General features: G+C 71.9%; 24 protein-coding genes, 1 tRNA gene and 1 pseudogene. 8 read left to right on the top strand and 18 right to left on the bottom strand.

Features of this window, described 5'->3' with window-relative positions; translation table 11 throughout:
• Positions 1-91: 91 nt before the first annotated feature.
• The 3 genes from otsB to ES689_RS02360 all read right to left on the bottom strand — a co-directional run bounded on the left by otsB (position 92) and on the right by ES689_RS02360 (position 3,254).
• On the bottom strand, positions 92-889 hold the full coding sequence (gene otsB / locus ES689_RS02370) for a trehalose-phosphatase (protein ID WP_223269338.1): 798 nt from the start codon (positions 887-889) through the stop codon (positions 92-94).
• On the bottom strand, positions 886-2,382 hold the full coding sequence (locus tag ES689_RS02365; RefSeq protein WP_146899696.1) for a trehalose-6-phosphate synthase: 1,497 nt from the start codon (positions 2,380-2,382) through the stop codon (positions 886-888). The genes otsB and ES689_RS02365 overlap by 4 nt, the downstream gene beginning before the upstream one ends.
• A gap of 101 nt (positions 2,383-2,483) precedes the next feature.
• Entirely contained in the window at positions 2,484-3,254 is a 771-nt protein-coding gene (locus tag ES689_RS02360; protein WP_146899692.1) for a fructosamine kinase family protein, read from the bottom strand.
• A gap of 17 nt (positions 3,255-3,271) precedes the next feature.
• Between ES689_RS02360 and ES689_RS02355 the strand changes: the two genes are divergently transcribed.
• Positions 3,272-4,270 (top strand): magnesium transporter CorA family protein, encoded by a 999-nt coding sequence (locus ES689_RS02355; protein ID WP_146899689.1) that lies wholly within the window; start codon positions 3,272-3,274, stop codon positions 4,268-4,270.
• 119 nt (positions 4,271-4,389) lie between these two features.
• Positions 4,390-5,100: pseudogene (locus ES689_RS15775) on the top strand (sugar phosphate isomerase/epimerase family protein); the annotation flags it as partial.
• 137 nt (positions 5,101-5,237) lie between these two features.
• Here ES689_RS15775 and ES689_RS02345 read toward each other — a convergent pair.
• Positions 5,238-6,395 carry an SLC13 family permease gene (locus ES689_RS02345; RefSeq protein WP_146899684.1) on the bottom strand — a complete coding sequence of 386 codons (1,158 nt, stop codon included), beginning with the start codon at positions 6,393-6,395 and terminating at the stop codon, positions 5,238-5,240.
• A gap of 148 nt (positions 6,396-6,543) precedes the next feature.
• Between ES689_RS02345 and ES689_RS02340 the strand changes: the two genes are divergently transcribed.
• Positions 6,544-6,723 (top strand): hypothetical protein, encoded by a 180-nt coding sequence (locus ES689_RS02340; protein WP_123546487.1) that lies wholly within the window; start codon positions 6,544-6,546, stop codon positions 6,721-6,723.
• 95 nt (positions 6,724-6,818) lie between these two features.
• Here the strand turns inward: ES689_RS02340 and ES689_RS02335 are convergent, their stop codons facing one another.
• A complete protein-coding gene (locus ES689_RS02335) occupies positions 6,819-8,090 on the bottom strand; it encodes a mechanosensitive ion channel family protein (RefSeq protein ID WP_146899681.1) in 1,272 nt (423 codons plus the stop codon).
• Positions 8,091-8,151: 61 nt separating this feature from the next.
• On the opposite strand from ES689_RS02335, the gene ES689_RS02330 reads away from it, so the two are divergent.
• A complete protein-coding gene (locus tag ES689_RS02330) occupies positions 8,152-8,985 on the top strand; it encodes an alpha/beta hydrolase (RefSeq protein WP_223269337.1) in 834 nt (277 codons plus the stop codon).
• Between the two features lie 31 nt (positions 8,986-9,016).
• On the opposite strand, the gene ES689_RS02325 is transcribed toward ES689_RS02330, so the two are convergent.
• From ES689_RS02325 to ES689_RS02310, 4 genes are all read right to left on the bottom strand, one after another.
• Positions 9,017-9,253: a hypothetical protein gene (locus ES689_RS02325; protein WP_146899675.1), complete on the bottom strand. Its 237-nt coding sequence runs from the start codon at positions 9,251-9,253 to the stop codon at positions 9,017-9,019.
• Positions 9,254-9,427: 174 nt separating this feature from the next.
• Positions 9,428-10,333, bottom strand: a complete 906-nt coding sequence (locus tag ES689_RS02320) for a glycine betaine ABC transporter substrate-binding protein (RefSeq protein WP_146899672.1) — start codon at positions 10,331-10,333, stop codon at positions 9,428-9,430.
• Between the two features lie 62 nt (positions 10,334-10,395).
• Positions 10,396-11,349 (bottom strand): proline/glycine betaine ABC transporter permease, encoded by a 954-nt coding sequence (locus tag ES689_RS02315; RefSeq protein WP_146899669.1) that lies wholly within the window; start codon positions 11,347-11,349, stop codon positions 10,396-10,398.
• Positions 11,346-12,650: a glycine betaine/L-proline ABC transporter ATP-binding protein gene (locus ES689_RS02310; RefSeq protein ID WP_146899666.1), complete on the bottom strand. Its 1,305-nt coding sequence runs from the start codon at positions 12,648-12,650 to the stop codon at positions 11,346-11,348. Before ES689_RS02310 ends, ES689_RS02315 begins: the two co-directional genes overlap by 4 nt.
• Positions 12,651-13,148: 498 nt before the next feature.
• Here ES689_RS02310 and ES689_RS02305 point away from each other — a divergent pair, with 498 nt between their 5' ends.
• Positions 13,149-14,696, top strand: coding sequence for an amino acid permease (locus ES689_RS02305; protein ID WP_146899664.1), 1,548 nt, complete (start codon positions 13,149-13,151; stop codon positions 14,694-14,696).
• A gap of 40 nt (positions 14,697-14,736) precedes the next feature.
• Here ES689_RS02305 and ES689_RS02300 read toward each other — a convergent pair whose 3' ends face one another.
• From ES689_RS02300 to ES689_RS02285, 4 genes are all read right to left on the bottom strand, one after another.
• Entirely contained in the window at positions 14,737-15,507 is a 771-nt protein-coding gene (locus ES689_RS02300) for an SCO1664 family protein (RefSeq protein WP_146899661.1), read from the bottom strand.
• Complete coding sequence (locus ES689_RS02295; protein ID WP_146899658.1) at positions 15,504-16,073, bottom strand: DUF3090 domain-containing protein; 570 nt, start codon at positions 16,071-16,073, stop codon at positions 15,504-15,506. The genes ES689_RS02300 and ES689_RS02295 overlap by 4 nt, the downstream gene beginning before the upstream one ends.
• Before the next feature lie 45 nt (positions 16,074-16,118).
• The gene (locus ES689_RS02290; RefSeq protein ID WP_146899655.1) at positions 16,119-16,811 is read right to left on the bottom strand and encodes an MSMEG_4193 family putative phosphomutase; all 693 of its coding nucleotides are present in this window, start codon (positions 16,809-16,811) and stop codon (positions 16,119-16,121) included.
• Between the two features lie 358 nt (positions 16,812-17,169).
• A tRNA-Lys gene (locus ES689_RS02285) sits at positions 17,170-17,245 on the bottom strand.
• A 97-nt stretch (positions 17,246-17,342) separates the two neighbouring features.
• On the opposite strand from ES689_RS02285, the gene bcp reads away from it, so the two are divergent.
• On the top strand, positions 17,343-17,813 hold the full coding sequence (gene bcp / locus ES689_RS02280) for a thioredoxin-dependent thiol peroxidase (protein WP_146899652.1): 471 nt from the start codon (positions 17,343-17,345) through the stop codon (positions 17,811-17,813).
• 34 nt (positions 17,814-17,847) lie between these two features.
• Here bcp and ES689_RS02275 read toward each other — a convergent pair whose 3' ends face one another.
• Positions 17,848-18,357 (bottom strand): hypothetical protein, encoded by a 510-nt coding sequence (locus ES689_RS02275; RefSeq protein ID WP_223269336.1) that lies wholly within the window; start codon positions 18,355-18,357, stop codon positions 17,848-17,850.
• A 131-nt stretch (positions 18,358-18,488) separates the two neighbouring features.
• Between ES689_RS02275 and ES689_RS02270 the strand changes: the two genes are divergently transcribed.
• Positions 18,489-18,737: a WhiB family transcriptional regulator gene (locus ES689_RS02270; RefSeq protein WP_055796236.1), complete on the top strand. Its 249-nt coding sequence runs from the start codon at positions 18,489-18,491 to the stop codon at positions 18,735-18,737.
• A 150-nt stretch (positions 18,738-18,887) separates the two neighbouring features.
• Here the strand turns inward: ES689_RS02270 and ES689_RS02265 are convergent, their stop codons facing one another.
• Entirely contained in the window at positions 18,888-20,381 is a 1,494-nt protein-coding gene (locus tag ES689_RS02265; protein WP_146899649.1) for a sensor histidine kinase, read from the bottom strand.
• 154 nt (positions 20,382-20,535) lie between these two features.
• Here ES689_RS02265 and ES689_RS02260 point away from each other — a divergent pair, with 154 nt between their 5' ends.
• Positions 20,536-21,033: an Rv3235 family protein gene (locus ES689_RS02260; RefSeq protein ID WP_146899646.1), complete on the top strand. Its 498-nt coding sequence runs from the start codon at positions 20,536-20,538 to the stop codon at positions 21,031-21,033.
• A gap of 83 nt (positions 21,034-21,116) precedes the next feature.
• On the opposite strand, the gene secA is transcribed toward ES689_RS02260, so the two are convergent.
• The 3 genes from secA to ES689_RS02245 form a co-directional block, all read right to left on the bottom strand.
• Positions 21,117-23,954, bottom strand: coding sequence for a preprotein translocase subunit SecA (secA, locus tag ES689_RS02255; RefSeq protein WP_146899643.1), 2,838 nt, complete (start codon positions 23,952-23,954; stop codon positions 21,117-21,119).
• A gap of 168 nt (positions 23,955-24,122) precedes the next feature.
• Entirely contained in the window at positions 24,123-24,824 is a 702-nt protein-coding gene (hpf, locus tag ES689_RS02250) for a ribosome hibernation-promoting factor, HPF/YfiA family (RefSeq protein ID WP_146899640.1), read from the bottom strand.
• A gap of 152 nt (positions 24,825-24,976) precedes the next feature.
• Positions 24,977-25,645 (bottom strand): ComF family protein, encoded by a 669-nt coding sequence (locus ES689_RS02245; protein WP_146899636.1) that lies wholly within the window; start codon positions 25,643-25,645, stop codon positions 24,977-24,979.
• Positions 25,646-25,681: the final 36 nt, after the last annotated feature.

The raw sequence follows: 25,681 nt of genomic DNA, 5'->3' as shown, positions 1-25,681 counted from the left end.
GCGACGAGGAGTCGGGCGGAGATGTCAGCTTACCTTGCGGTCACCTGAGAGGACCGCCCGAGGACGGCACGGCCGAGGGACGCATGCGCGATCAGGCATGTCCCAGGTGCGCGCGCAGGTCGGCCAGCTCGCCGAGGAGCCGCCCGATCGCCGCCGGGTCGGCGACGCGGTGGCTCGCGGCGGTCTCGCCGGGCCCCACCCGGATGCCGAGGTCGTCGTCGCCGAGCGACCGCAGGGCGTCCTCGTCGGTGACGTCGTCGCCGGCGAAGAGCACGGCGGTGGCGCCCACGGCGTCGCGCAGCCGCGCGACTCCGTCATCCTTGCCGGTCGGGCGGACCGCGTACTCGCGCACGTTCTTGCCCTCGCGGGAGTGCACGCCGGGCTCGTCGGCGAGGCGCTGCCGGACAGCCTCGCGCACCTCCGTCGTCGTCGCCTCGTCGGCGAGCCGCGTGTGCAGGGCGAGGCCCGCGGGCTTCTCCTCGACGAAGACGCCCTCGCGACCGTCGGCGGCCGTGTGCAGCGCATCGGAGATGACCTCGCGGCGGGCGAGCTCGTCGTCGGTCAGGGAGGTCATCTCTCCCCCGATCCGCACCTCGATGCCGTGCGAGCCGACGAGCAGCACCTGCTCGGGCATCTCGCTGATCCGGTCGAGCGACGCGAGGTCGCGGCCTGACACGAGGGCGACGGAGGTGCCCTCCAGCTCGAGCAGGCGACGGATCGCCTCCTTCGACTCGGGCAGCGGGCGGGCCGCCATCGGCTGGTCGACCTCGGGCGCGAGGGTGCCGTCGAAGTCGAGGGCGACGAGGAGGCGCGGGGTCGTCGCGAGACGGCCGAGTGCGTCCGAGAGGGCTCGCGACTCGTCGTCCGTGGTCTGGGGGGTCGTGGTCACGATGCGTCCTCCTCGGCGGGTGCCGTGATCTGCTGGCCGGGGCGCACGTTCTCGAGCGCCTGCAGGAACGACGCGGACCAGCTGGCCACGTCGTGCTCGAGCACACGACGACGGAGGGCGCGCATCCTCGTCGTCCGGTCCCGCTTCGGCATCTCGATCGCGCGCATGATGGTGTTCTTCAGGCCGCCGATGTCGTGCGGGTTGATCAGCAGCGCCGTCTTGAGCTCGTCGGCGGCGCCGGCGAACTCGCTCAGCACGAGCACGCCGTCGTTGTCGCGGCGGACCGCCACGTACTCCTTGGCGACGAGGTTCATCCCGTCGCGCAGGGCCGTGACCAGCATGATGTCGGCGGCGAGGTACAGCGCCACCATCTCCTCACGCGGGTAGCCGTGGTGGTGGTAGCTGATGGCCGTGTGGCTCATCGTCGCGTAGTCGCCGTTGATCCGGCCGACGGTCAGCTCGATCTCGTCGCGGAGCGTCTTGTACGTCTCGACCCGCTCGCGGCTGGGGCTCGCGACCTGCACCAGCGTCGCGTCCTCGACGCTCAGGCGCCCGTCGGCGAGCAGCTCGCCGAACGCCTTCATCCGGTGCCGGATGCCCTTGGTGTAGTCGAGCCGGTCGACGCCGAGCATGACCGTCTTCGGGTTGCCGAGGCCGGCGCGGATCTCGGCGGCCCTGGCCTGGATGTCGGGTCGCGCGGCCAGTTCTTCGTAGCTGGCGGCGTCGATCGAGATCGGGAAGTGCTTGGCCAGCACCCGGCGCACCTTCGTGCCGCGCCGCGACACGTGCGACGAGCCGGAGACCACGTCGTCGTCGACCGGCACCTCGACGTAGGGACGCGTCGTCCCGTAGCCGAGCAGGTGGCGCACCGCCCGCGAGAAGTTCGAGGCGTCGTCGCCGCGCTGGAACCCGATGACGTCGGCGCCGAGCAGCCCCTCGAGGATCTGACGGCGCCAGGGCAGCTGCGAGAAGATGCCGAGCGGCGGGAACGGGATGTGGTTGAAGAAGCCGATCGTCACGTCGGGCCGAGCCTCGCGGAGCATCTTCGGGACGAGCTGCAGCTGGTAGTCCTGCACCCAGATCGTGCCGCCCTCCTCGGTGATCTCGGCGGCGCGGTCGGCGAAGCGCTGGTTCACCTGCACGTACGCCTCCCACCAGAGCCGGTGGTACGTAGGGGCGGCGATGACGTCGTGGTACAGCGGCCAGAGGGTGTCGTTGCTGAAGCCCTCGTAGTAGCGCTGCACCTCGTCGGCGCTGAGGGGCACGGGGACGATGTGGATGCCCTCGTCGACGAACGGCTCGAACTCGAGCTCGGGCTGGCCGGCCCAGCCGACCCAGGCGCCGTCGTTGGCCTTCATCACGGGCTCGAGGGCGGTCACGAGGCCGCCGGGCGAGTGCTGCCAGGACGCGGAGCCGTCCTCGGCGACGACGCGGTCGACGGGGAGGCGGTTGGAGACGACGACGAAGCCGTAGCGCTCAGCGGTGTCAGACATGGGGGTGATCAGCTCCGTTCGACCCCCGGGAGACGGGGGACGGCCAGATTATCAGCGCGCCCGTCCCGGCCCCCGGCGCGGCCTGTCCCCCGGGCCGCCGCTCAGACGAGCCGGAGCACCTGCCCCGCCGCCTCGGCGAGCGCGCGACCGTAGCTCCGGCCGTGTCCCGCCGCGTGCACCGCGAGCGGGTGCAGCTGGTGCAGCGGCACGCGGTCGCGCCAGCCCGCCCGGAGGGGCGACGCCTCCTGGTATCCCGCCAGCGCCTCCTCCAGGAAGGGGAGGCCGAACAGCTGCAGCATCGCCAGGTCGGTCTCGGGGTGGCCGCCGTGCGCAGCCGGGTCGATCAGGACGACGCCGTCGGCGTCGAACAGGACGTTGCCGCTCCACAGGTCGCCGTGCAGCCGGGCGGGCGCGGCGTCGTCGTCGAGGGCGCCCGACGCGACGGCGGTGCAGGCGCACTCGACGAGGTCGAGCTCGTCCCGCGTCAGCGCCCCTGCCTCGGCGGCCGTCCGGGCGAACGGCAGCACTCGCTGGGCCGCGTAGAACGCGCCCCAGCTGTCGCGAGGCGTGCAGTCCTGCTGCCGACGGCCGATGAAGACAGGGCCGTGCCAGCCTGCAGGAGGCGCCCCGAAAGCGTCCGCGCCGGCCGCGTGGGTGGCGGCGAGCGCCGCGCCGAACTGCCGTGCCGCCTCCGGCGTCGGGCGGGTCTCGTGCACGGCCTCGAGCGCGATGCGGCCTGCCGAGACCGACTCGACGGCCACGACCCTCGCGCCCCCGCGGGGCACGGCCTCGGCGAGCCAGGCGAGGCCGGCCGCCTCCGCCTCGAAGAAGTCGTCGGGGGCGTCGGCGCGCTGCTTCACGTGCGGGGTCACGTGGATAGCATGCCCCCATGACCGAGGCCCCGACCGCGACCCGCACCCCGACGCAGACCCGGGCGTACCGGGAGGGGCAGCTCGTGGCGCAGGGGTTCCCGCTGTCCGAGGTCAGCGACCACCTGGAGACCGACGGCTGCACCGTGTGGGTCGACCTCACCGACCCCACGGAGGCGGACTTCGACGACCTCGAGGACGAGCTGGGGCTGCACGAACTCGCCGTCGAGGACGCCCTGCAGGACGGCCAGCGGCCGAAGGTCGACCGCTACGAGAACCACCTCTTCACCGCGCTCTACGACGTCTCGTTCGACGCGGCCTCGGGCGAGCTGACGACGAGCGAGGTCAAGGCGTTCCTGACCGCGAAGGCGCTCGTGACGATCCACCACGCCGACTTCGACGCCTCGCGGCTCGAGAAGGCGTTCGACCAGAGCCCCGACCTCGCGGCGCACGGGGTCTCGTTCCTGCTCTGGGGCGTCCTCGACGTCGTCGTCGACCGGCACTTCGAGGCCGTCGACGCGCTGGACGACGAGATCGAGGGCATCGCCGACGACCTCTTCGACCCCGCGCCCCGCACCCTCGACGTGCAGAAGCGCTCGTTCGCGCTGCGCAAGAGCCTCGTGCGGCTGCGGCGCGTCGCCTCGCCCATGCGCGAGGTGCTCAACACCCTGCTGCGCCGCGACCTGCACGACCTCGACCCGGTGATGCAGCCCTACTACCAGGACGTCTACGACCACGTCGTCCGGGTCGCCGAGCAGAACGACTCGCTCCGCGACCTCGTCTCGACCATCCTCGACACCAACCTCAACCTGCAGTCGAACCGGATGAACGGGATCATGAAGAAGGTGACGAGCTGGGCCGCGATCATCGCGGTGCCCACCGCCATCACCGGCTTCTACGGCCAGAACGTGCCGTACCCCGGCTTCAGCACGGTCGGCGGCTTCGTCACCTCGTGCGTGCTCATCGTCGGCGTGGGCGGCGTGCTCTGGTGGCAGTTCCGCAAGCGCGACTGGCTGTAGTCGGCGCTCGACCGGCCCGAGGAGGCGGTCGCCCGGCCCCGGGGACGTTCCCCGGTCGTTCGCCCGACGTTCACCCCCGCTCGGCTCCCCCGCCACGGGCCCGGTCGTAGCCTGGCCGCGTGATCACGGTCGGAACGAGTACGTCCTGCGTCTCCCCGCTCCCCGTCGACGAGGCCTTCCGCCTCGCGAGGACCACCGGCTTCGACGGGGTGGAGGTGATGGTGACCGCCGACCGGGCGAGCCGCGACGCCCGGCTGCTCCGCGACTCCTCGGCTCGCTGGGGGCTGCCGGTGCTCTCGGTGCACGCGCCCGTCCTGCCGCTCGCCCACTTCGCCCTCGGCCGCGACCAGGGCGAGAAGCTGCGACGCTCGGCCGAGCTCGCGGTCGAGCTCGGCGCCTCGACGGTGGTCGTGCACCCGCCGTTCCGGTGGCAGCGTCGGCACTCCGCGCGGTTCCTCGGCCTGGTCAGGGAGCTGGCCGCGTCGACCGGCGTCGAGCTGGCGGTCGAGAACATGTTCCCCTGGCGTGCAGGTCCGATCGTCGCCGACGTCTACTCCCCCGGCCACGACCCGTCGACCCTCGACGTCGACGCGGCGGTGCTGGACTTCTCGCACGCCGCCGTCGCCGGGCGCGACGCGCTCGACCTCGCGCTGGCTCTCGGCCCGCGCCTCCGTCACGTCCACCTCTGCGACGGAGTCGTCTCGACGCGGCCGGGCGGCCTGGTCGACCAGCACCTGGTGCCGGGCACAGGCGACCAGCCGGTGGCCGAGGTGCTCGAGCACCTGGCGCGGTCGGGCTGGTCAGGGTCGGTCGTCGCGGAGGTGCACTCCCCCGGCCGGACGACCGACGAGGTGGCGCTCTCGGACATGCTGCGGCGCACGCTGGCCCACGCTCGCGCGGCGCTGTCGGTCGGCGCGACTCCGGCAGCAGGCACGGTGCCGGCCGGGGGCACGGCGACGTCGGCGGGCTACGCCCCGACGAGCACCGTGGCGACGACGGCGAGCGGCACGGCGACGACGGCGACCCCGAGCCCGCCGAGCACGACGCCGCGCCACCTCACCTCGACGCCCATCGACGTGAGCCTCCCGTGCCAGAGCAGCGTCGCGAGCGAGGCCCAGGGCGCGACCAGGCAGCCGACGTTGACCCCCACCAGCACGGCCACGAGCCGCAGCGGCGAGCCGGCGACGGGCTCGAGGGCGAGGTAGGCCGGCAGGTTGTTCGCGACGTTGGCGGCGGCCGCGCTGCCGGCGGCGAGGCGCAGCAGGTCGGGCAGGCCGTCGCCCGATCCGACCAGCACGGCGAGCGCGTCCGCGAGCCCCAGCGAGTGCGCCGCCTCGACGACGACGAAGAGGCCGCTGGCGAAGACGATCGTGCCCCACGGCACGAGGCCGAGCCGCAGCGTCGACGGGCGACGCACCGCGGTGACGACGACGAGCACCAGCGCGGCCACCGCCGCGGGGATCCACACCTCGATCCCGCTGACCAGCGCCGGCACGAGCAGGGCCACGGCGACGGCGGCCACGACGAAGAGGACGCGGTCGCCTGCCTCCTCCCGCTCGGGAGCCTCGAAGCGCCCGCTCAGCTCGCGGCGGTAGCGGATGCCGACGGCGGCGACCGGCACGACGGCGGCGACCACGGCCGCCGGCGCCACGAGCGCGGCGAAGGAGGCGGGCGACGGCGACCCGAGGGCGTCGAGGGCCAGCAGGTTGGTCAGGTTCGACACCGGCAGCAGCATGGAGCCGCAGTTCGCGAGCCACACCGTCGTGAGGGCGAACGGCATCGGCGGCAGCCCGACCCGACGGGCGACGAGCACGACCACGGGGGTGAGCAGCACGGCGGTCGTGTCGAGCGACAGGAAGATCGTGCAGCCGAGCGCGAGCGCGACCACGAAGGCCCAGAGCACGACGACGCGACCGCGCGCCGCCCGCGCGGCGAACCCGGCCAGCCAGGAGAAGAGACCGGCCTCGGCCGCGAGCTCCGACACGATCGTCAGCGCGACGACGAAGCCGAGCACCGGGGCGACCCGCTCGACGAGCGTGCCCAGCTCCTCCAGCGTGAGCACCCCGGCGAGCAGGGCGACGAGCCCGACGACGAGCAACGCTGCTCCGAGCACGGCAGTGCGCACCAGGTCTCCTCCGGCCGACGAGCCCGGACCGGGCGAGCCGGGCAGCTCACCCTACGGCCCCGCGACCTGCACGCACTGCACCGATCCCCGCCGGTGCGCGGAGCGGCCTGACGAGTACGGTGGAGCCACCGATCACCAGGAGAGAACCGTGCGCAAATTCCTTTTCAACGGAGCGATCATCAGCTCGCTCTTCTCGGGCGTGAGCCTGCTCAAGAGCCTCAGCTCCGGTCCCCGCGACTGGCGACTGCTGCTCACCGCCGTGGCCTGGGCCGCCACGACGGCCATCGCGGTCGGCAACGTGGTCGAGGCCGCGAACGAGAACGACTGACCGTTCGGCCCTCGACCGGCTGACGTGCCGGCACAGGCACGAAGGAGGCGCGTCCCCGGTCGGGGGCGCGCCTCCTTCGTGCCTGCGGACCGGGCTCAGCGGTCGGGGCGACCCGTCGGTCGGCCGTCGAACGACCGGTCGACGTGCGGGTCGCGCTCGTCCTCGGCGCCCATGGTGGCGGCGTAGGGCCGCGGCTCCGGGTCGGCGTCGCGCTGGATCGGGATCGCCTGCGTGAACAGCTGCGTGCGCTCCGAGCCGGCGTTCTCGCCTGAGAAGAGCCCTCCTGCCTCCGACGTGGACCGTGCAGGACGGCGTGTCGTCGGCTCAGGCTCCGCCTCGACCGTCTGGACGCGGGTGCGCGGCACTGCCTGCGGCGACACGCGGTGCAGCCACGCGACGAGGTCCTCCCGCACGAGGCAGCGCAGGTCGAAGAGCGTGCCGGCGTCCTTGGCGGTGACCAGCACCCGGACGCGCACCCAGCCCCCGGTCGCGTCGGTCACCTGGAGCACCTTCGTGCGGCGGTCCCAGAGGTCGGTGCGCTCGAGGATGCGGTCGAGCTCGTCGCGCATGGCGCCGGGGTCGACCCGCCAGTCCAGGTCGAGCTCGACGGCGCCGAGCAGCTCGCTGTTGCGACGGGTCCAGTTCTCGAACGGCGTCGTCGTGAAGTAGGTCGAGGGCAGCACGAGACGGCGGTCGTCCCAGATGTGGACGACAACGTACGAGAGCGTGATCTCCTCGATCAGGCCCCACTGGCCCTCGACCACCACCACGTCGTCGATGCGGATCGCGTCGCTGAAGGCGAGTTGGATCCCCGCGAACACGTTCGCGAGGGTCGACTGCGCGGCGAGGCCGGCCACGACCGAGACCAGGCCGGCGCTCGCGAGGACGCTGGCCCCGACGGCCTCGACGCCGGGGAACCCGAGGAGGATCGCGCCGGCCGCGATGACGACCACGACCACCATCGTGAGGCGCCGGAGGATCAGCACCTGGGTGCGCACCCGCCGGGCGATCCGGTTGTCGGCGGTGTCGATCCGGTAGCGCGCGAGCCCCAGGTCCTCGAAGAAGAGGGCCAGCGCCCCGACGAACCAGGCCACGACCACGATGACGGCGCAGCGGAAGAGCTGCGCCACCACCTCCTCGCCGGCGTACGGCGAGCCGAGCAGGGCAGGCAAGGAGGTGCGGAGGGCGATCGTGAGGAGGACGACCAGCAGCGTCCAGCGGAACGGACGGCGCATGCGCTCGACGAGCGCCTTCGCCCACTCCTTCTTCTTGGCGACGAGCCCCACGACGAGGCCGACGACCGCCGAGACGACGAAGGTGAGCACGACGGCCGCGGCCACCGAGATGAGCAGTTGGATCCAAGGCATCCGTCCACACTGTCGCACGCGGAGGGCGCCCGACCGACCTCGGTCCCGTCAGACTGGGACCGTGAGTCGATCCACAGGTTCCCGTCACGACGACGCCACGTCCTCGTCACCTCCCGGACGCCGGCGCCGCGCGGCCCCCCGCAGCCGCACGCGTCGCGTGCTGAAGGGCGTCGCGCTCGTCCTGTTCGCCGTGGTCGTCCTGGTGGCGACCGGCTTCTTCGTCTGGGCGAAGACGCCGATGTCGGCCACCGCCTCCTCACTGGCCGCCGTCGCGGACGACACTCGGGTCGACGTCGCCGACCAGCCCGACGTCGTCGTGCTGCGCCCGGCCCGGACCACGGCGCTCGACCAGGGACTCGTCTTCGTCGCCGGCGCCCGCGTCGACCCGCAGGCCTACGAGCAGGTGCTCGCCGGCCTCGTCGCCACGGGCGTCACCGTCGTCGTCGAGCGCCCCGTGCTCGGCTTCGGGATCCTCGACCCGCGTCCGCTCTCGCACTTCACCGACCTCGCGCCCGAGGTGACGAACTGGGCAGTCGGCGGGCACTCCCTCGGCGGGGTGCGCGCCTGTCAGTACGCCGCGGACGACCCGACGGTCGAGGGCCTCGTCCTCTTCGGCTCGTACTGCGCGACGACCGACCTCTCGGGCCGCGACGACCTGCCCGTGCTCAGCCTCGGCGGCAGCCGGGACGGCCTGAGCACGCCGGACGACATCGAGCGCTACCGCGACATGCTGCCCGACGACGCGACGGTCGTCGAGATCCCGGGCCTCGCCCACGCGCAGTTCGGCAGCTACGGCGCCCAGCCGGGCGACGGCGAGCCGTCGATCAGCGACGAGGAGGCGCGGTCACGGATCGACCGCGAGCTCACGTCGTTCTTCGCCGGCGTGGGCGACTGACGGCGCGACGGGCGGCCCGTCGGACGGTGCGTCAGACGGAGCGCTTGCGGAGGCGCAGCGCCTCGAGTGCCATGCCGAGCGTGGCGTAGCGGCCGACCTCCTCGGCCCAGGCCGGGTTCGGGCCCTTCAGCGCCACGTGCACGCCGCCCTCGTCGCGGACGTGGCCGAGGACGCGGTCGGGCGTCGAGACCTGGACGAGGCCGCCGGAGACGTTCCGGGTGCTGAGCTGCGCGCTGCGGCGGAGGGGCTCGACGGCGATGGTGGTCACGGGGTGGTGCCTTTCGTGGGGGACGTGCGAGACCGACGCTACGCGCGACTCCCCTGGTCTCCCCTGGGGCTCTGCCGTGCGTCCCCGGTGGTCAGCCTGTGCGGGAGCCTGGCGTCGGGGTACGACGACGCCCCGCCCGGCTGAGCCGGACGGGGCGTGACGAGGAGGTGCGGGTCAGCTGGTGAGGCCGTCCACGTAGTCCTGGTTCTCGGCGATCCACTCGTCCACGACCTCGGTGTAGTCACTGCCGTCGACGCCGCTGTTGAACATGGCGTTCTCGAGCGACGAGAGGGTCTCGGTGTCCATCTCGAAGCCCTCGAGCCACTCGGTCAGCTGCGGGAAGTTCGAGGTGAAGCTCTTGCCGCCGAACGAGTGGATGCCCTCGGCGTCGCCGAGCGTGCCCTTCGGGTCGGCGAGGTCCTTGATGGGGAACGCGTCGTAGGCCCAGTGCGGGCTCCACAGGGTGACGGCGATGTTCTCGCCGGCCTCGGTGGCGCTCTTCAGCTCGGTGAGCATGGCGGCGGTCGACGAGGTCTGCAGCTCGAGCGCGTCGATGCCGTAGTCGGGGATGGTCGCGTCCTGGACGGCCGTCGTCAGGCCCGCTCCGGGCTCGATGCCGACGATGGAGCCGCCGAAGAGGTCGGCGTTCGCGTTCAGCTCCTCGATCGAGTCGATCGGTGCGTCGGCGTTCACCGCGACGGCGAGCTTCGCGTCGTCGTTCCAGGCGCCGAGGTCGGTGAGGTCGTCGCCGTACTGCTCGACGTAGTCCGCGTGGGTCGTGGGCAGCCAGGTGTCGAGCACGACGTCGTAGTCGTCGGTCGTGAGGCCCGAGTAGACGGGGGCGACGTCGGCCATCTGCAGGTTGACGATGTAGCCCTCGTCCTCGAGGACCGACTTCCAGAGCCACGAGGCGGCGATGCCCTCGTCCCAGCCGTTGAAGACGGCGAGCTCGACGACGCTCTTGTCGCCGTTGTCGAGGGTCTCGGCCGACGACGAGCTGCCGGGAGGCGAGCAGGCGGCGAGGCCGAGGACGGCAGTGGTGCCGAGGGCGAGGGAGGCGGCGATGGTGCGCTTCTTCATGGGTGTCCTTCCGGGGACGATCGGTGTGTTCGAGGTGCTGGTGCTGGTGCTTGCTCGCGGGCTCACGCGGCGGCCCCGACGGGGACGGGCTGCTCGCTGTCGGCGGTGCGCGCCTCCTGCGTGCTCGGCGTCGGCGCGGGAGCGTCGTCCCGGCCGGCGCCGCTGCGGAGCGGGCGTCGACGCGCCCGGCGGTCGGCGCCCAGGGCCGCCGTCATCCGGTCGAGGATGATCGCGAGCACGACGACCGAGATGCCGGCCTCCGCTCCGAGCGCGATGTCGATCCGGTTGAGGCTCGCGACGATGTCGCCGCCGAGCCCGCCCGCGCCGACCATGCCGGCGATGACGACCATTGAGAGCGAGAGCATGATGACCTGGTTGACGCCGGCCATGATGCTCGGCTTCGCGAGCGGCAGCTGGATCTGGCGGAGGATGCGCCACGGGGACGAGCCGAACGCGTGGCCCGCCTCGACCACCTCCTTGTCGACGCCCCGGATGCCGAGCTCGGTCAGGCGGACCCCGGGGGCCATCGCGAAGACGACCGTCGCGACGATGCCGGGGACGACGCCGATGCGGAACAGCAGCAGGGCGGGGATCAGGTAGACGAACGCGGGGGTCGTCTGCATGAAGTCGAGCACGGGCCGGATGATCTGCGAGGCCAGCGACGACTTCGCGGCGAGGACCCCGAGCGGGATGCTCAGCACGATGGCCACCGCGCCGGCGACGAGCACCAGGGCGAGGGTCGACATGGCGTTCTCCCACTGGCCGAGGGTGCCGATGAAGAGCAGTCCGGCCGCCGTGCCGAGGCCGAACTTCCAGCCCTTCGCGACGAAGGCCAGGACCGCGATCACGACGACGACCGCCCAGAAGGGAGGTGCGCTCAGGAAGTACTCGACCCACTCGTAGAAGAAGGTCACGATCGCGCGGATCACGGAGAAGAAGCCGCCGAGGTGGGTCGTGACCCAGTCGACGACGACGGCGACGGCGTCGCCGAAGGGGATGCGGAGGTACTCGTTCATCGGAGGGCTCCCTCGGTGGTCGCGGCGGGGACGCCGGCAGGCGCGGCGAGCGTCTCGTCGAGCTCGCTCTCGGAGTAGCGGGTCACGGGCTCGAGCACGGGGATCGGCGACGTCGAGGTGTCGACCCCGCCGAGCGCGGCGAGCAGCGTGACGCGCGGGATGACGCCGATCAAGCGGTCGCGGTCGTCGACGACGGCGATGGGCAGGGGGCTCTCGACGGCCAGCTCGAAGAGGTCGACGAGGGCGGCGTCGGGGCCGACCTTCGCGAACTCGGCGTTGACGATCGAGGCGAGGTCGGTGTCGGCGGCCTTGACCTGGCGCATCACGTGGCCGTCGCGCACCCAGCCGAGCAGCGTGCGGTCGCGGCCGAGCACGAACAGCGCCGCGGTCTGCAGGTCACGCAGCGTGCGGAGCGCGCCCCGCGGGCCGGCGGTCAGCTGGACGACGGCGCGGGCTGGCTCCATCACGCTCGACGCGGTGAGCACCCGCGCACGGTCGACGTCCTGCACGAACTGGGCGACGTAGTCGTTCGCCGGGTCGGTGAGGATGTCCTCCGGCGTGCCGATCTGCACGATGCGGCCGTCGCGCATGACGGCGATCCGGTCACCGAGGAACATCGCCTCGTTGAGGTCGTGGGTGATGAAGACGATCGTCTTGCCGAGGGTCGCCTGCAGCTCGAGCAGCTGCTCCTGCATCTCGCGCCGGATCAGGGGGTCGAGGGCGCTGAACGCCTCGTCCATCAGCAGGATGTCGGTCTCGGCGGCGAGCGCGCGAGCCAGGCCGACGCGCTGCTGCATGCCGCCCGACAGCTCGGCGGGGAGCTTGTCCTCCCAGCCGCCGAGGCCGACGACGGCGGTCATCTCGCGCGCCTTGGCCAGGCGGTCGGCCTTCGGCACGCCCTGGACCTCGAGGCCGTAGGCGACGTTGTCGAGGACGGTGCGGTGCGGCAGCAACGCGAAGTGCTGGAACACCATCGACACGTTCTGCCGTCGCACCTCGCGGAGGCGCGCGGCGGGCACGTCGGAGATGGCGGACCCCGAGACCTCGACCGAGCCGGAGGTGGGCTCGAGCAGGCCGTTGAGCATCCGGATGAGCGTCGACTTGCCGGAGCCGGACAGCCCCATCACGACGAAGATCTCGCCGGGCTGCACGTCGAAGGAGGCGTCGATGACGGCGGCCGTGCCGAGGGACGCGGCCTCGGCTCGGGTGGCGCCCGCCTCCAGGCGGGTCACGGCGTCCTTGGGTCGGCGGCCGAACACCTTGTACAGGTTCCGGGCGCGCACGGCGGGGGTGGTGGTCACGGGCTCTCCATGCGCACGCCGACAGGGGCGTCCGGCCGCTCGGGCCGGAGCCGTCGGCGGCGTCCAGGTCGGGCGGACGGGTCGACGGCACGTGCGGGACGGACCGGCTCAAGCGGCGCGTGACCGGCGTCGTGCCTGGTCTGCCTCGCGAACCCGTACCCCGCTGGGCCGGTCACGGGACCGGCGCCGGCGCCACCGGACCGTACGTCGCCGCGGCCCGGTGATCCTGGGGCCGACGGCGACGCGTCCTGATGATGTCGGACCCGGCGGACCGGGTCGACACGACGGTAGCGCGGACGACACGTGACGACCAAGTCGCCGACCCCCTCCCTGGGGACCGCGCGCGTCCCCCGTGACGGCGTGTCGCCCGTGCCTGCGGGGATCGTGATCGAGACCCCATCGTTACAGAGCCTGCAGGCCGGGCACGCCGCCTCCTCGTCTCGCGCCCACCGGCCAGGGAGGGTGCAGATCGTGCACCGAGGGGTCTACGGTCGTGCCATGACGAGTCCCTCGAAGGAGGGTGGCCCCGGCGCCTCCCCCGATCACGTCCCCCAGGATTTCTCGCACGAGCAGGAGGGGTTCCACCAAGGGCTGAAGCCCCGTCAGCTGCAGATGATCGCCATCGGAGGCGCGATCGGCACGGGGCTGTTCCTCGGCGCCGGCGGGCGCCTCGCGACGGCGGGCCCCGCGCTCGCGATCGTCTTCGCGATCTGCGGGGTCTTCGCGTTCTTCATCCTCAGGGCCCTCGGCGAGCTCGTGCTGCACCGCCCCTCCTCAGGGTCGTTCGTCTCGTACGCGCGGGAGTTCTTCGGCGAGAAGGCCGCCTACGCCGCCGGCTGGATGTACTTCCTCAACTGGGCCATGACCGCGATCGTCGACGTGACCGCCGTCGCCCTCTACCTGCACTACTGGAGCGCCTTCACGTCTGCCCCCGACTGGCTGCTGGCCCTCGTGGCGCTCGCGGTCGTGCTGTCCGTGAACCTGCTCGCGGTCAAGGTGTTCGGCGAGATGGAGTTCTGGTTCGCGATCATCAAGGTCGCGGCCCTCGTGGTGTTCCTCGTCGTGGGGGTCGTCTGGCTCGCCGCCTCGTTCCCCGTGACGAGCGGCGGCGAGTCGATCGACACGGGCTGGTCGGTCATCGCGGCGAGCGGGATCCTGCCGAACGGCCTCCTGCCCGCGGTCATCGTCATCCAGGGCGTGGTGTTCGCGTACGCCGCGATCGAGCTCGTCGGCACCGCGTCGGGCGAGACGCAGCACCCCGAGAAGGTCGTGCCCAGGGCCATCAACACCGTCATCATCCGCATCGCGGTCTTCTACGTCGGCAGTCTCGTGCTGCTGTCGCTGCTGCTGCCCTACACGTCGTACGAGGCCGGGCAGAGCCCCTTCGTGACGTTCTTCGGGAGCATCGGGAGCCCCGAGGTGGGCGAGATCGCCGGCTCGATCATGAACTTCGTCGTGGTCACCGCCGCGCTCTCGAGCCTCAACGCCGGGCTGTACTCCACCGGCCGCGTGCTGCACTCCATGGGCATGAACGGCTCGGCGCCGAAGTTCACGACGAAGATGTCGAAGGGCGGCGTGCCCTTCGGCGGCATCCTCCTCACGGCGAGCATCACCCTGCTCGGCGTCGTGCTGAACGCCGTCGTCGGCGCGAACACCGCGTTCGAGATCGTGCTGAACATCGCCTCGCTCGGGATCCTGACCGCGTGGGGGACGATCATCCTCTGCCAGATGCGACTGCGGCAGTGGGCCAAGGAGGGCAAGGCGGAGGAGCCGTCGTTCCGTCTGCCCGGAGCGCCCGTGACGAGCTACCTGACGCTGGCGTTCCTGCTCGCGGTGGTCGTGCTGATGGCGATCGACTGGCCGATCGGCTCGTGCACCGTCATGTCGCTCGTCGTCATCATCCCGCTGCTGATGCTCGGCTGGCACCTCCAGCGCGACCGCATCCTGGCCGCCGCGCGGCTGCGCGAGGGCATGACCGGCCCCTACCCGGTCACCGGGCGCGACGCCTCGTCGCAGCTTCCCCGGGACGAGCGCGGACAGGACTAGCCGACGGACCGGCCGACGATCACGTGCCCCCAGCGAGCGGTCAGAACAGCGGCCACGGGACGGCGGGCGCCTGGCCCTCGGGCTCGGGGAAGGTGCCCGTCGCCCGCAGGCGCTCGCACCGGGCGCCGAGCGCGGCGACCTCGGCCTCGGTGACCAGCCCGCCGAGGACGGCCCCCAGCTCGCCGCCGAGCTGCTGCTCGACCCGGGCGACCCCGTCGAGCTCGTCGTGCGTGAGGGGCTCTCCCGCCCAGCCCCAGAGCACCGTTCGGAGCTTGTGCTCGACGTGCAGGGTCAGCCCGTGGTCCACTCCGTGACGGTGACCGCCCGGCATCGCCAGGACGTGGGCGCCCTTGCGGTCGGCGTTGTTCACGAGCACGTCGAAGACCGCCATCCGGCGGAGCGCGGACGAGTCCTCGTGCACGAGCGCGACCGGCTCGTCGTCCTCGTCGAGGCCCTCGAGCACAGTGCGCCAGCCCTCCTCCGGCACGTCGGCGGAGGGCAGCAGGTCGACGGCGTCCTGGTCGGGGTCGACGTCGCACCAGAGCTGCACCATGCCGGGGCCGAGAGGGCCGTCCCGGAGCCAGGTGCGGGGCACGACGTCCCAGCCCAGCGCCTCGGACACGTGCCAGGACGCGACCTCCCGCGAGGCGAGGTCGCCGTCGGGGAAGTCCCAGAGCGGGCGCTCGCCCGCGATCGGCTTGTAGACCACGACGACCCCGTCGACCTCGCCGACGAACGTCGCGTTGGAGGCGGTGGTCACCCGGCCCGTGAGCGTCAGCTCCCCCGCCAGCAGGTCGGGCCCGGTCGTCACCAGGAGTCGCCGGGACCGGCGCAGACGTGGCCCTCGGGGTCCATGGGCGCTCCGCAGAGCGGGCACAGGGCACGGCCGGCGCCCACGACCTCGAGGGTGCGGGCCGCGAAGGCCCTCGCGGTGCCGACCGGGAGCCTCAGGGTCATCATCTCGACCGGCTCGGCCTCGTCGGAGTCGAGATCGAGGTCGACGTCGAGGTCGTCGTCGCCCGGGTCGACGAGGGGGTACGCCTCCACGACGACCTGGGCCGTCGACGGGTCCCAGCCGAGGCTGAGCGCGCCGACCCGGAACTCGGCCTCGACCGGCTGGTCGAGGGGCGCGTGGTCGACGAGCTCGTCGGGCGTGGTCTCGGGGACGCTGGCGGGGTTGCCCTCGACGCTGCGCACCTCGTCGAGGATCTCGTCGATCTTGCGGGCGAGGACGGCGGACTGCTCCTTCTCGAGGGCGACGCTGACGACGCGGCGGCCGTCACGGGCCTGCAGGTAGAAGGTGCGGGCTCCGGGGCGCCCGACGGTGCCGACGACGACGCGGTCGGGCCAGTCGAACCCGTGGACGATGGTGGGCATGGCGTCATCCTACGAGCGCCGGGCGCAGGTGTCCGGGGCGGGCACTCAGACGGTGCTGGCGCCTCCCCCGACGGCGGCGTCCGTGCTGGGCGCCGCGCCGCGCAGCCAGCCGAGGTCGCCCCCGTCGGTGTTGGTGGCGAGGACGTCGGTGCGGTGCGTGCCGTACCGCACGATGGACACGGACGCCGGGCCGACCGAGATGCGCTGGAACAGGTCGAGGTGCATGCCCAGGGCGTCGGCCAGGACGGACTTGACGACGTCTCCGTGGCTGACCGCGAGCCAGACGGCTCCCGGCCCGTGCTCTCGCTCGACCGCGGCGTCGTGGGCGCGGATCGCGCTGACGGCCCGGTGCTGCATGCCCGACATCGTCTCGCCGCCCGGGAACGTCACGGCGGACGGCTGCCGCTGGACGACCTGCCAGAGGTCCTCGCCGGCGAGCTCGGAGAGGGGACGGCCCTGCCAGTCCCCGTAGTCGCACTCGGTGATCGCGTCGTCGACCAGCACCTCGAAGGAGGCGTCGGCCGACTGCTGCGCGACGATCGCCTCGGTCGTCTCCCGGCACCGCTCGAGCGGCGAGGTCACCACCCGGGCGAACGGCACCACGGCCAGCCTCGCCCCCGCCGCCGCGGCCTGCTGCCGCCCGACCTCGTCGAGCAGCACCCCCGCCGTCCGCCCCGCCAGCACCCCGCTCGCGTTCGCCGTAGTCCGCCCGTGCCGCACCACCACAACAGTCGCCATCCCGCCACCCTAGGCCCCGCCCCGCCCCGCCCCCTCCTGTCGCCGAAGGAGACGAGCGAAGCGTCGCCCCCTCCTGTCGCCGAAGGGGACGAGCGAAGCGTCGTCCGCACCTGTCGCCGAAGGGGACAAGCGAAGCGTCGTCCGCTCCCGTCGCCGAAGGGGACGAGCGAAGCGTCGTCCGCACCTGTCGCCGAAGGGGACGAGCGAAGCGTCGTCCGCGCCCCGCGCCACGAGCACCTGGCGGGCAGAGGTGCCTGCCCCGCACGACCCGAGCCGCACGTCGCCGCAGGCGACGAAAGGCGTGGAACAAAATCCCCCGCGAAGAAGCGGAGCTTCGAACACGGGGAAGCCAATTTTGTGGTGCACCCCCTCGGACTTGAACCGAGAACCCACTGATTAAGAGTCAGTTGCTCTGCCAATTGAGCTAGAGGTGCGTGCTGCGCGGCGTGGCGCAACGAGGAATGACTCTAGCATGAGATTCGACCCCCTGAGAACCACCGGTGCCCCTGTGCGCCGCGAGATCGGAGCACCATGTCCACGAAGCTCGAGAAGGGCGCCACGGCGCCCCCGTTCACCCTCGACGACGAGTCGGGCGCCCCTGTCTCGTTGTCGGACTTCGCCGGCCGCAAGGTGATCGTGTACTTCTACCCGGCGGCGTCGACGCCGGGCTGCACGACGCAGGCCTGCGACTTCAGGGACAACATCAACTCGTTGGCGGGTTCCGGGTACCAGGTGCTGGGCGTGTCGAAGGACGCCCCGGAGGCGCTCCGCCGCTTCAAGGACGAGCAGGGACTGAACTTCCCCCTGCTGTCCGACCCGGAGCTGACGGCGCACCAGGAGTACGGCGCCTGGGGCGAGAAGAACAACTACGGCCGCGTCGTCACCGGCACGATCCGGTCGACGTTCGTGCTCGACGAGCAGGGCGTCGTTCAGCTGCCGTTGTACAACGTGAAGGCGACCGGCCACGTGGCGTCGCTGCGGAAGAAGCTCGGCCTGGACTGAGCCGCTCGGCCGACGCCCAGCCTCGCCCTGCAGATCAGTAGGTGCGAGGCGGGGCGTCGTCGCGTGCGGACGTGACGGCGACGACGCTCGGGACGAGCAGCAGCACCACGACGAGAACGGCGGGGACGATGAGCCAAAGCCCGACGGAGGGGTTGGCGAAGGTGCCCTGCAGGCTCCCGACGCCGACCGCGATCTGCAGCACCTGCCACACGATCGCGGCGCCCCTGATCCAGCCTCGGCCGCGAACTGCGCCGACGACGATCGCGCCCAGCCAGACGGCGGCGAGGAGGGTGAGCAACAGGATCGCGGCGGCAGCCGCGTAGGAGTCGGGCCGCACCGTGAGGATCTCGACCAGGAGGTACGCCGTCGCGACGGCGAGCAGTGCGGCCTCGGCCGCGAGCAGGAGGACGAGCAGCCAGTAGAGGGCGGGACGGGACGGCGTCGCAGAACGACCTGTCCTCTCGGGCGGGGTGTCTCCGGACTGCTCGGCCACGCTCGATCCCTCCTGAGAATCCTTGATCTGGCGGTTCCAGTATGCGACCATATTCGAGGTCGAAGTGACGCGTACGTCGTGGTGCGCGCCTCCCAATGAATCGAAGTCTCTCGGCTTTCTTCCCCCCACCGGAACCCGGCGCTTCGACGTGCCCGGTCCAGCACCCAAAGGAGTACCCATCGATGGATTGGCGTGACAAAGCCGCCTGCCTGACCGCTGACCCGGAGCTGTTCTTCCCGGTCGGCAACACGGGCCCCGCCGTGGACCAGATCGACAAGGCGAAGACCGTCTGCGGTCGCTGCACGGTCACGGAGACCTGCCTGCAGTACGCCCTGGAGACGAGTCAGGACTCCGGCGTCTGGGGCGGGCTCAGCGAGGACGAGCGTCGGGCCCTCAAGCGCCGCGCCGCCCGCGCCCGCCGCGCCAGCTAGGCACCGAGCACCAGCGAACACACGAGGCCGGCTCCCCCACGGGGAGCCGGCCTCGTCGTGTCCGGACGACAGTCAGGGTCCGGCTAGGACAGCCCACCCCTTCCTGCCGCCGAGGGCGGGTCGGAGCGGGGACGGGCCGAGCGGGGACGGTCAGGCGCGGGTGAGCCAGCGGAACGGGATCTCGATGGTGACCTCGGTGCCGTTGCCCACGAGCGTGTGCCAGTCGATGGTGCCGCCGAGCTCGCCCTGGATGAGCGTCCGGACGATCTGCGTCCCCAGGCCGGAGCCGACCTTGCCCTCGGGCAGGCCGACGCCGTCGTCCCGCACCTTCACCGTCAACTGCTCGTCGTCGCGCTCGGCCGAGATCTCCACGACGCCGTCCCGGCCGTCGAGACCGTGCTCGACGGCGTTGGTCACGAGCTCGGTGAGCGCCAGGGCGAGCGGCGTCGCGTACTCGCTCGGGAGGGCGCCGAAGCTGCCCGTCCTCGTGGGACGCACGGTGGTGGCGTGGCTGGACGCCACCTCGGTGATGAGCATGAGGACCCGGTCGAAGACCGTGTCGAAGTCGACGTTCTGACTGAGGCCCTCGGACAGCGTGTCGTGCACGACCGCGATCGAGGCCACGCGGCGCATGGCCTGGGTGAGTGCCTCGCGGGCGACGTCGGTGTGTGTGCGTCGGGCCTGGATGCGGAGGAGCGACGCGACGGTCTGCAGGTTGTTCTTGACCCGGTGGTGGATCTCGCGGATCGTCGCGTCCTTGGTGATGAGCTCTCGCTCCTGGTGTCGGAGCTCGGTGACGTCGCGGCAGAGCACGACGGCGCCCACCCGCTCGCCCTTGTCCCGCAGCGGGATGGCGCGGAGCGACACGGTGACGCCCCGCGCCTCGATGTCCGTGCGCCACGGCGCCCGCCCCGTGACGACCAGCGGAAGGGACTCGTCGATGACGAGCTTGCCCTGCAGCAGTCCCGTCGTCACCTCGGCGAGGGACTCGCCCTCGAGCTCGCCGGCGAAGCCCATGCGGTTGAAGGCGGACAGGCCGTTCGGGCTCGCGAAGGTGACCATGCCGTCGACGTCGAGACGGAGCAGGCCGTCGGAGGCGCGGGGTGCGCCCCGGCGCGGCCCGGTCGGAGCGCCGAGGTCGGGGAAGTCCCCCGCGGCGATCATCGCGAAGAGGTCGTTGCTGCACTGGTTGAACGTGAGTTCCTGACGGCTGGGGGTCCGCGCCTCGCTCAGGTTCGTGTGTCGCGTGATCACCGCGATGGGCGCCTCCGTCACGTCGGGACGGCTCGCGCCGAGACGGCGGAGGACGGGCACGGCACGGACGCGCGTGGGGGTCTCCTCGTACCAGTCGGGCGCCGCGGAGTCGACGATCCGCGTCGTCTCGAAGGCCTGCTGGATCTGCGAGCGCCACTCGGGGCGCACCTCCTGGCCGACGAAGTCGCGGTAGAAGAGCGTGGCGGAGCTCGACGGACGCGCGTGCGCCACGGCCACGTAGCTGCCGGTGTCCGTGGGGACCCACAGCACCATGTCGGCGAAGGCCAGGTCGGCGAGGAGCTGCCAGTCGCCGACCAGCAGGTGCAGCCACTCGACGTCCGCCTCGCTGGAGCGGCCCTGGGCGAGAACGAGATCACTGAGCGTCGACACGCGCCCAGTCTAGGTCGACCTCGATCGAGCGCTCGCCGGGCCCCTCGGCCGCGTGGGGCCTCGGCCACTTGTCCACAGCGACAGCTGGTCGGAACAGACCTGTCCGGACATGTCATATGTTGAACGCCACGCCCCCCACGAAAGTCCGAGCCCCATGACTCCCCCTCTCGCCCTCCTGTCGTCCGAGCCCGACGAGCCCGCCGAGCCGGACGGGCTGGACGAGCCCGGTCGTCGGCCTCGTCGACCGCACCGGGCCGCCGAGCTGTTCCTCGTCGAGCCGCTCCCACCGGAGCGGCCCGTGCCCGCCGAGCCGGAGCTCGACCCGGGCGTGGCCGCCGAGGGGCTCGCCCGGTCGGTGCTCGAGGTGCTCGCCGGCGCCCGTGACCTGCAGCAGCTGACCCGGTGGGTCAGCTCGGACGTCCACGCGGTCCTGCGCACCCGGGTCCGGCTGGCCGCCCGGGCACGCTCGGTGCTCGCCGACCGCCCCGTCCGCCCCGTCCTCCGGATCGGCACCGTGAAGGTCGCGCGGCCGGTGCCGGGCGTCGTCGAGACCGTCGTCGTCGTGCACGGTCGGGGTCGCGCCCGTGCGGTGGCGATCCGCCTCGAGATCGTCGGCGAGCGCTGGCAGGCGAGCGCGCTCCACATCCTCTGACACGTCCGCCGACCCCGACGGGGCCGCTCACCGGTGGTGAGCGGCCCCGTCGGGGTCGTGTGCGCGGCGGGAGGCCTGCTGCCTCAGCTGTTCTTCTTGCCCGCGGCGCGACGCTCCGCGCGGTTCACGGGCGAGCCACCGCTGGTGCCGTCCGGCGCCTGGCCGAAGGCCCCGCGCCCGGCGGGCTTCGAGGTGCCGGTGGCCTGGGCGGCGGCGACCTCGGGGTCGTCCCCGCGCTCGGCGTCGTCCTGGGCCTTCTGCGCCTTGGCCGTCGCCGCCTGCTCGAGGCGTCCGCGCTGGTCGCGGACCTCGACCTCGCCCGCGATGTTCGGGGCCGAGTACTCGAGCTTCTTGGGCTGCTGCGTCTCGCCGTCGAGCCCCTTCGCGGCGATCACCGGCGCCTCCGCGGCGCCGACCTGCGACTGGACCTCGACCTCGAGGTTGAACAGGAACCCGACCGACTCTTCGCGGATCTGGCCCATCATGCTCTGGAAAAGCGCGTAGCCCTCACGCTGGTACTCGACCAGCGGGTCGCGCTGCGCCATGGCCCGCAGGCCGATGCCGTCCTTGAGGTAGTCCATCTCGTAGAGGTGGTCACGCCACCGACGGTCGATGACCGACAGCACGACGCGGCGCTCGAGCTCGCGCATGGCGGGCTCGCCGAGCGTCCCCTCACGAGTCCCGTAGGCCACCTTGGCGTCGGACAGGATCTCCTGGCCCAGGAAGTCACGCGTGGCCTTGCCCTTGGACCCTGCCTCGGTGATGACCTCGTCGATCGTGATCGAGATGGGCCACAGGGTCCGGAGCTCGGTCCAGAGGGCGTCGAGGTCCCAGTCGTCCGGGCTGCCCTCGCCCGTGTGCTGGTCGATGACCTCGTTGACGACGTCCTCCAGGAAGCGCTGCGAGCGGTCCTGCAGGTCGTCGCCCTCGAGGATGTGTCGGCGGTCGCCGTAGATGGCCTCGCGCTGACGGTTCAGGACGTCGTCGTACTTGAGGACGTTCTTGCGGATCTCGGCGTTGCGCGACTCGACCTGCGACTGGGCGGACCGGATGGCACGGCCGACGATCTTGTTCTCGATCGCGAGGTCGTCCGGCACGTTGCCGCGGCCCATCAGCGACTCGGCGGCGCCCGAGTTGAACAGGCGCATCAGGTCGTCCGTGAGCGAGAGGTAGAACCGGCTCTCGCCCGGGTCGCCCTGCCGGCCGCTGCGTCCGCGCAGCTGGTTGTCGATGCGACGCGACTCGTGGCGCTCCGTGCCGAGCACGTAGAGACCACCGGCCTCGATGACCTTCTCGGCCTCGGTGGCGACCTCGGCCTTCTTGGCCGCGAAGACGTCGTCCCAGGCGGCCTCGTACTCGTCCGGCGTGTCGGAGGGGCTGAGGCCCTTCGTGTTCATCTCCGCGACGGCGAGGAACTCGGCGTTGCCGCCCAGCATGATGTCGGTGCCTCGACCGGCCATGTTCGTCGCCACCGTGACCGAGCCGAAGCGACCGGCCTGCGCGACGATCGCCGCCTCCCTGGCGTGGTTCTTGGCGTTGAGCACCTCGTGCTTGACCCCGCGCTTGGCGAGGAGGCGAGACAGGTACTCGCTCTTCTCCACGCTCGTGGTGCCGACGAGCACGGGCTGGCCCTTCTCGTGGCGCTCGACGATGTCCTCGGCGACCTGCTCGAACTTCGCGGTCTCGTTCTTGTAGACGAGATCGGTCTGGTCGATGCGCTGCATCGACTTGTTCGTGGGGATCGGGACGACGCCGAGCTTGTAGGTGCTCATGAACTCGGCGGCCTCGGTCTCGGCCGTTCCCGTCATGCCGGAGAGCTTCTTGTACAGGCGGAAGTAGTTCTGCAGGGTGACGGTCGCGAGCGTCTGGTTCTCCGCCTTGACCTCCACCCCCTCCTTCGCCTCGATGGCCTGGTGGATGCCCTCGTTGTAGCGGCGGCCGCTGAGGATGCGCCCCGTGTGCTCGTCGACGATGAGCACCTCGCCGTTGATGACGACGTAGTCCTTGTCGCGCTTGAACAGCGCGCTCGCCTTGATCGAGTTGTTGAGGAACGAGATGAGGGGCGTGTTGGCCGACTCGTAGAGGTTGTCGATGCCGAGGTAGTCCTCGACCTTCTCGATGCCGGGCTCGAGCACCCCGACCGTGCGCTTCTTCTCGTCGACCTCGTAGTCGGTGCCGGCGATCAGGCGCTTCGAGATCGTGGCGAACTCGGCGAACCAGCGGTTGGCCTCGCCCGAGGCGGGACCGGAGATGATGAGGGGGGTGCGGGCCTCGTCGATGAGGATCGAGTCGACCTCGTCGACCACGGCGAAGAAGTGCCCGCGCTGGACCATGTCCTGCGACTGCCACGCCATGTTGTCGCGCAGGTAGTCGAAGCCGAACTCGTTGTTCGTGCCGTAGGTGATGTCGGCCGCGTACTGCTCGCGGCGCTCCGCCGGGGTCTGGCCGGCCAGGATGCAGCCGGTCGTCATGCCGAGAGCGCGGAAGACGCGGCCCATCAGCTCGGACTGGTAGCTCGCGAGGAAGTCGTTGACCGTGATGACGTGCACGCCGCGGGAGGCGATGGCGTTGAGGTACGCGGCGGTCGTGGCGACGAGGGTCTTGCCCTCGCCGGTCTTCATCTCGGCGATGTTGCCGAGGTGGAGGGCGGCGCCGCCCATCAGCTGGACGTCGAAGTGGCGCATGCCGAGGGTCCGCTTCGCCGCCTCGCGGACGGCGGCGAAGGCCTCCGGCAGCAGGTCGTCGAGCGACTCGCCGCCGACGTAGCGCTCGCGCAGCTCGACGGTCTCGTTCTTGAGCTCGTCGTCGGTGAGCGTCGTGAAGTCGTCCTCGAGCTCGTTGACGGCCGCGGCGTACGCCTTGAGCCTGCGGAGTGTGCGCCCTTCACCGACGCGGAGGACCTTCTCTAGGACGTTGGCCAACGGATGCTCCCTGGTTCTGGACGTGCCCGCCCCCTCGCGGGACGAGCACGGAATGGTGACAAGACTAGCGGCCACGGCCCTGGGAGGAGGAGGGAGGACCGGCGTGGTCCTCCCTGCCTCCCCCGAGGGCGTGGCCGCCGGGGCGACGCCGGCTCGGGCGCCGCCGGGTCAGCCGGCGAAGCCCGCCTTCAGGGCCGTCGCCGCCTCCTGCAGGTCGGGAGAGCTCTGGTCGAGGCCGATCACGCCGTAGTCCCAGCCCTTGCGGCGGTAGACGACGCTCGGGCGATCGGTCTCCGAGTCGATGAAGAGGTAGAAGTCGTGCCCCACGAGCTCCATGTAGTACAGGGCGTCGTCGACCGTCATCGGCGTCGACGCGAAGACCTTCTTGCGGATGACGACGGGCGTGTAGACCTCGTCCTCCTCCTCGGCCGCCTCGGCCTGCACGGTGGGCACGCTGCCCGTGCGGACGGCGTCCAGGGTCTCTGCCGCGGCGGGCACCACGCCGAGCGTGCTGAAGTCGGCACTCGAGGCCTCCTGCAGCGACGTCGGCCTGTGCTGTCCCCGGTGGACCTTCTTGCGGTCCTTGGCCCGGCGTATCCGCTCGAGCAGCCGCGCGACCGCGAGGTCGAAGGCGACGTACTTGTCGCCTCCCGTCGACTCGGCCCGCACGAGGGGGCCGGGGCCGATGAGGGTGAGCTCGACGCGGTCGTCGCCGGCCTGGCCGCTCGCCTTCTCGTTGTGGCGCGAGACCTTGATCTCGAGCGCCAGGGCCTTCGTGGCGAGCTGCGCCACCTTGTCGGCCTTGTCAGTGGCGTAGTCGCGGAAACGATCGGTGATGCCGACGTTTCGACCCGTGACGGAAATTTCCATGACGACCTCCTATGGCTATCGACGTGCCGCCTGTCAGCCAGGCGGATGTCCTTTCACGCCTTTGCCCCACCGTAGCCAGGTCGACGCCTCCCTGTCACCTCCCGTCCACCCGTGCGCCGCCGGACCGGGGCCGTCGCCGACCGCCGAGACCGTCACGACGACGCCCGTGCGGCGAGCGGCGTGGCCGCCAGGCAGAGCGCGGCGACCACCTCGGCTCCTGCCTCCTCGAGGGCCCTCCGCGCCTCCTGCAGGGTGCTGCCCGTCGTGAGGACGTCGTCGAGGACGACCACCCGTCGACCCGTCAGGTCGACCCGGCAGCGCAGGCTGCCCTCGCGTGCCCGGGCGCGCTGTTCTCGGTCGAGGCGCTTCTGGGCTGACGAGCGTCCGGGCCGGACGACGAGGACGCCGACGGAGGCGGACACCCCCGCAGCCCGGGCCAGCGTCGTCACCGGGTCCCATCCCCGACTCCGTCGCCCCGAGGGCGACGGCGGCACCGCGACCAACGCCGTCGGCGGGGCGCCCTGCGGCAGGGCGAGGTCGACCGCGGCACGGAGCGCAGGGCCGAGCTGGGCCGCCAGCCTCAGCCGGCCGTGTTGCTTGAAGGCCAGGACGGCCTCGCGGACCTCGAACTCGTACCGCAGCGCCGTGACGACGCGGAGGCCTGCGTGCACCGCCTCGACGGGCCGAGCGCGCAGGAGGTCCCGGCAGCCGTCGCAGAGCTCAAGGTCGGGAGCGCCGCAGCCGGCGCAGCTGACGGGCGACACGGCGGCCAGGGCGCCGCGGAGGGCGACGGCGACTGCGGCAGGGAGGACGACGGGCACCCCCTCAGGGTGGCGGCGCCGTCATCCGCCCGGACG

Origin of the sequence: Frigoribacterium sp. ACAM 257, assembly GCF_007954365.1 — a bacterium.
In the GTDB taxonomy this organism is placed as follows: domain Bacteria; phylum Actinomycetota; class Actinomycetes; order Actinomycetales; family Microbacteriaceae; genus Frigoribacterium.
This window is presented reverse-complemented; position numbering and strand designations above follow the sequence as displayed.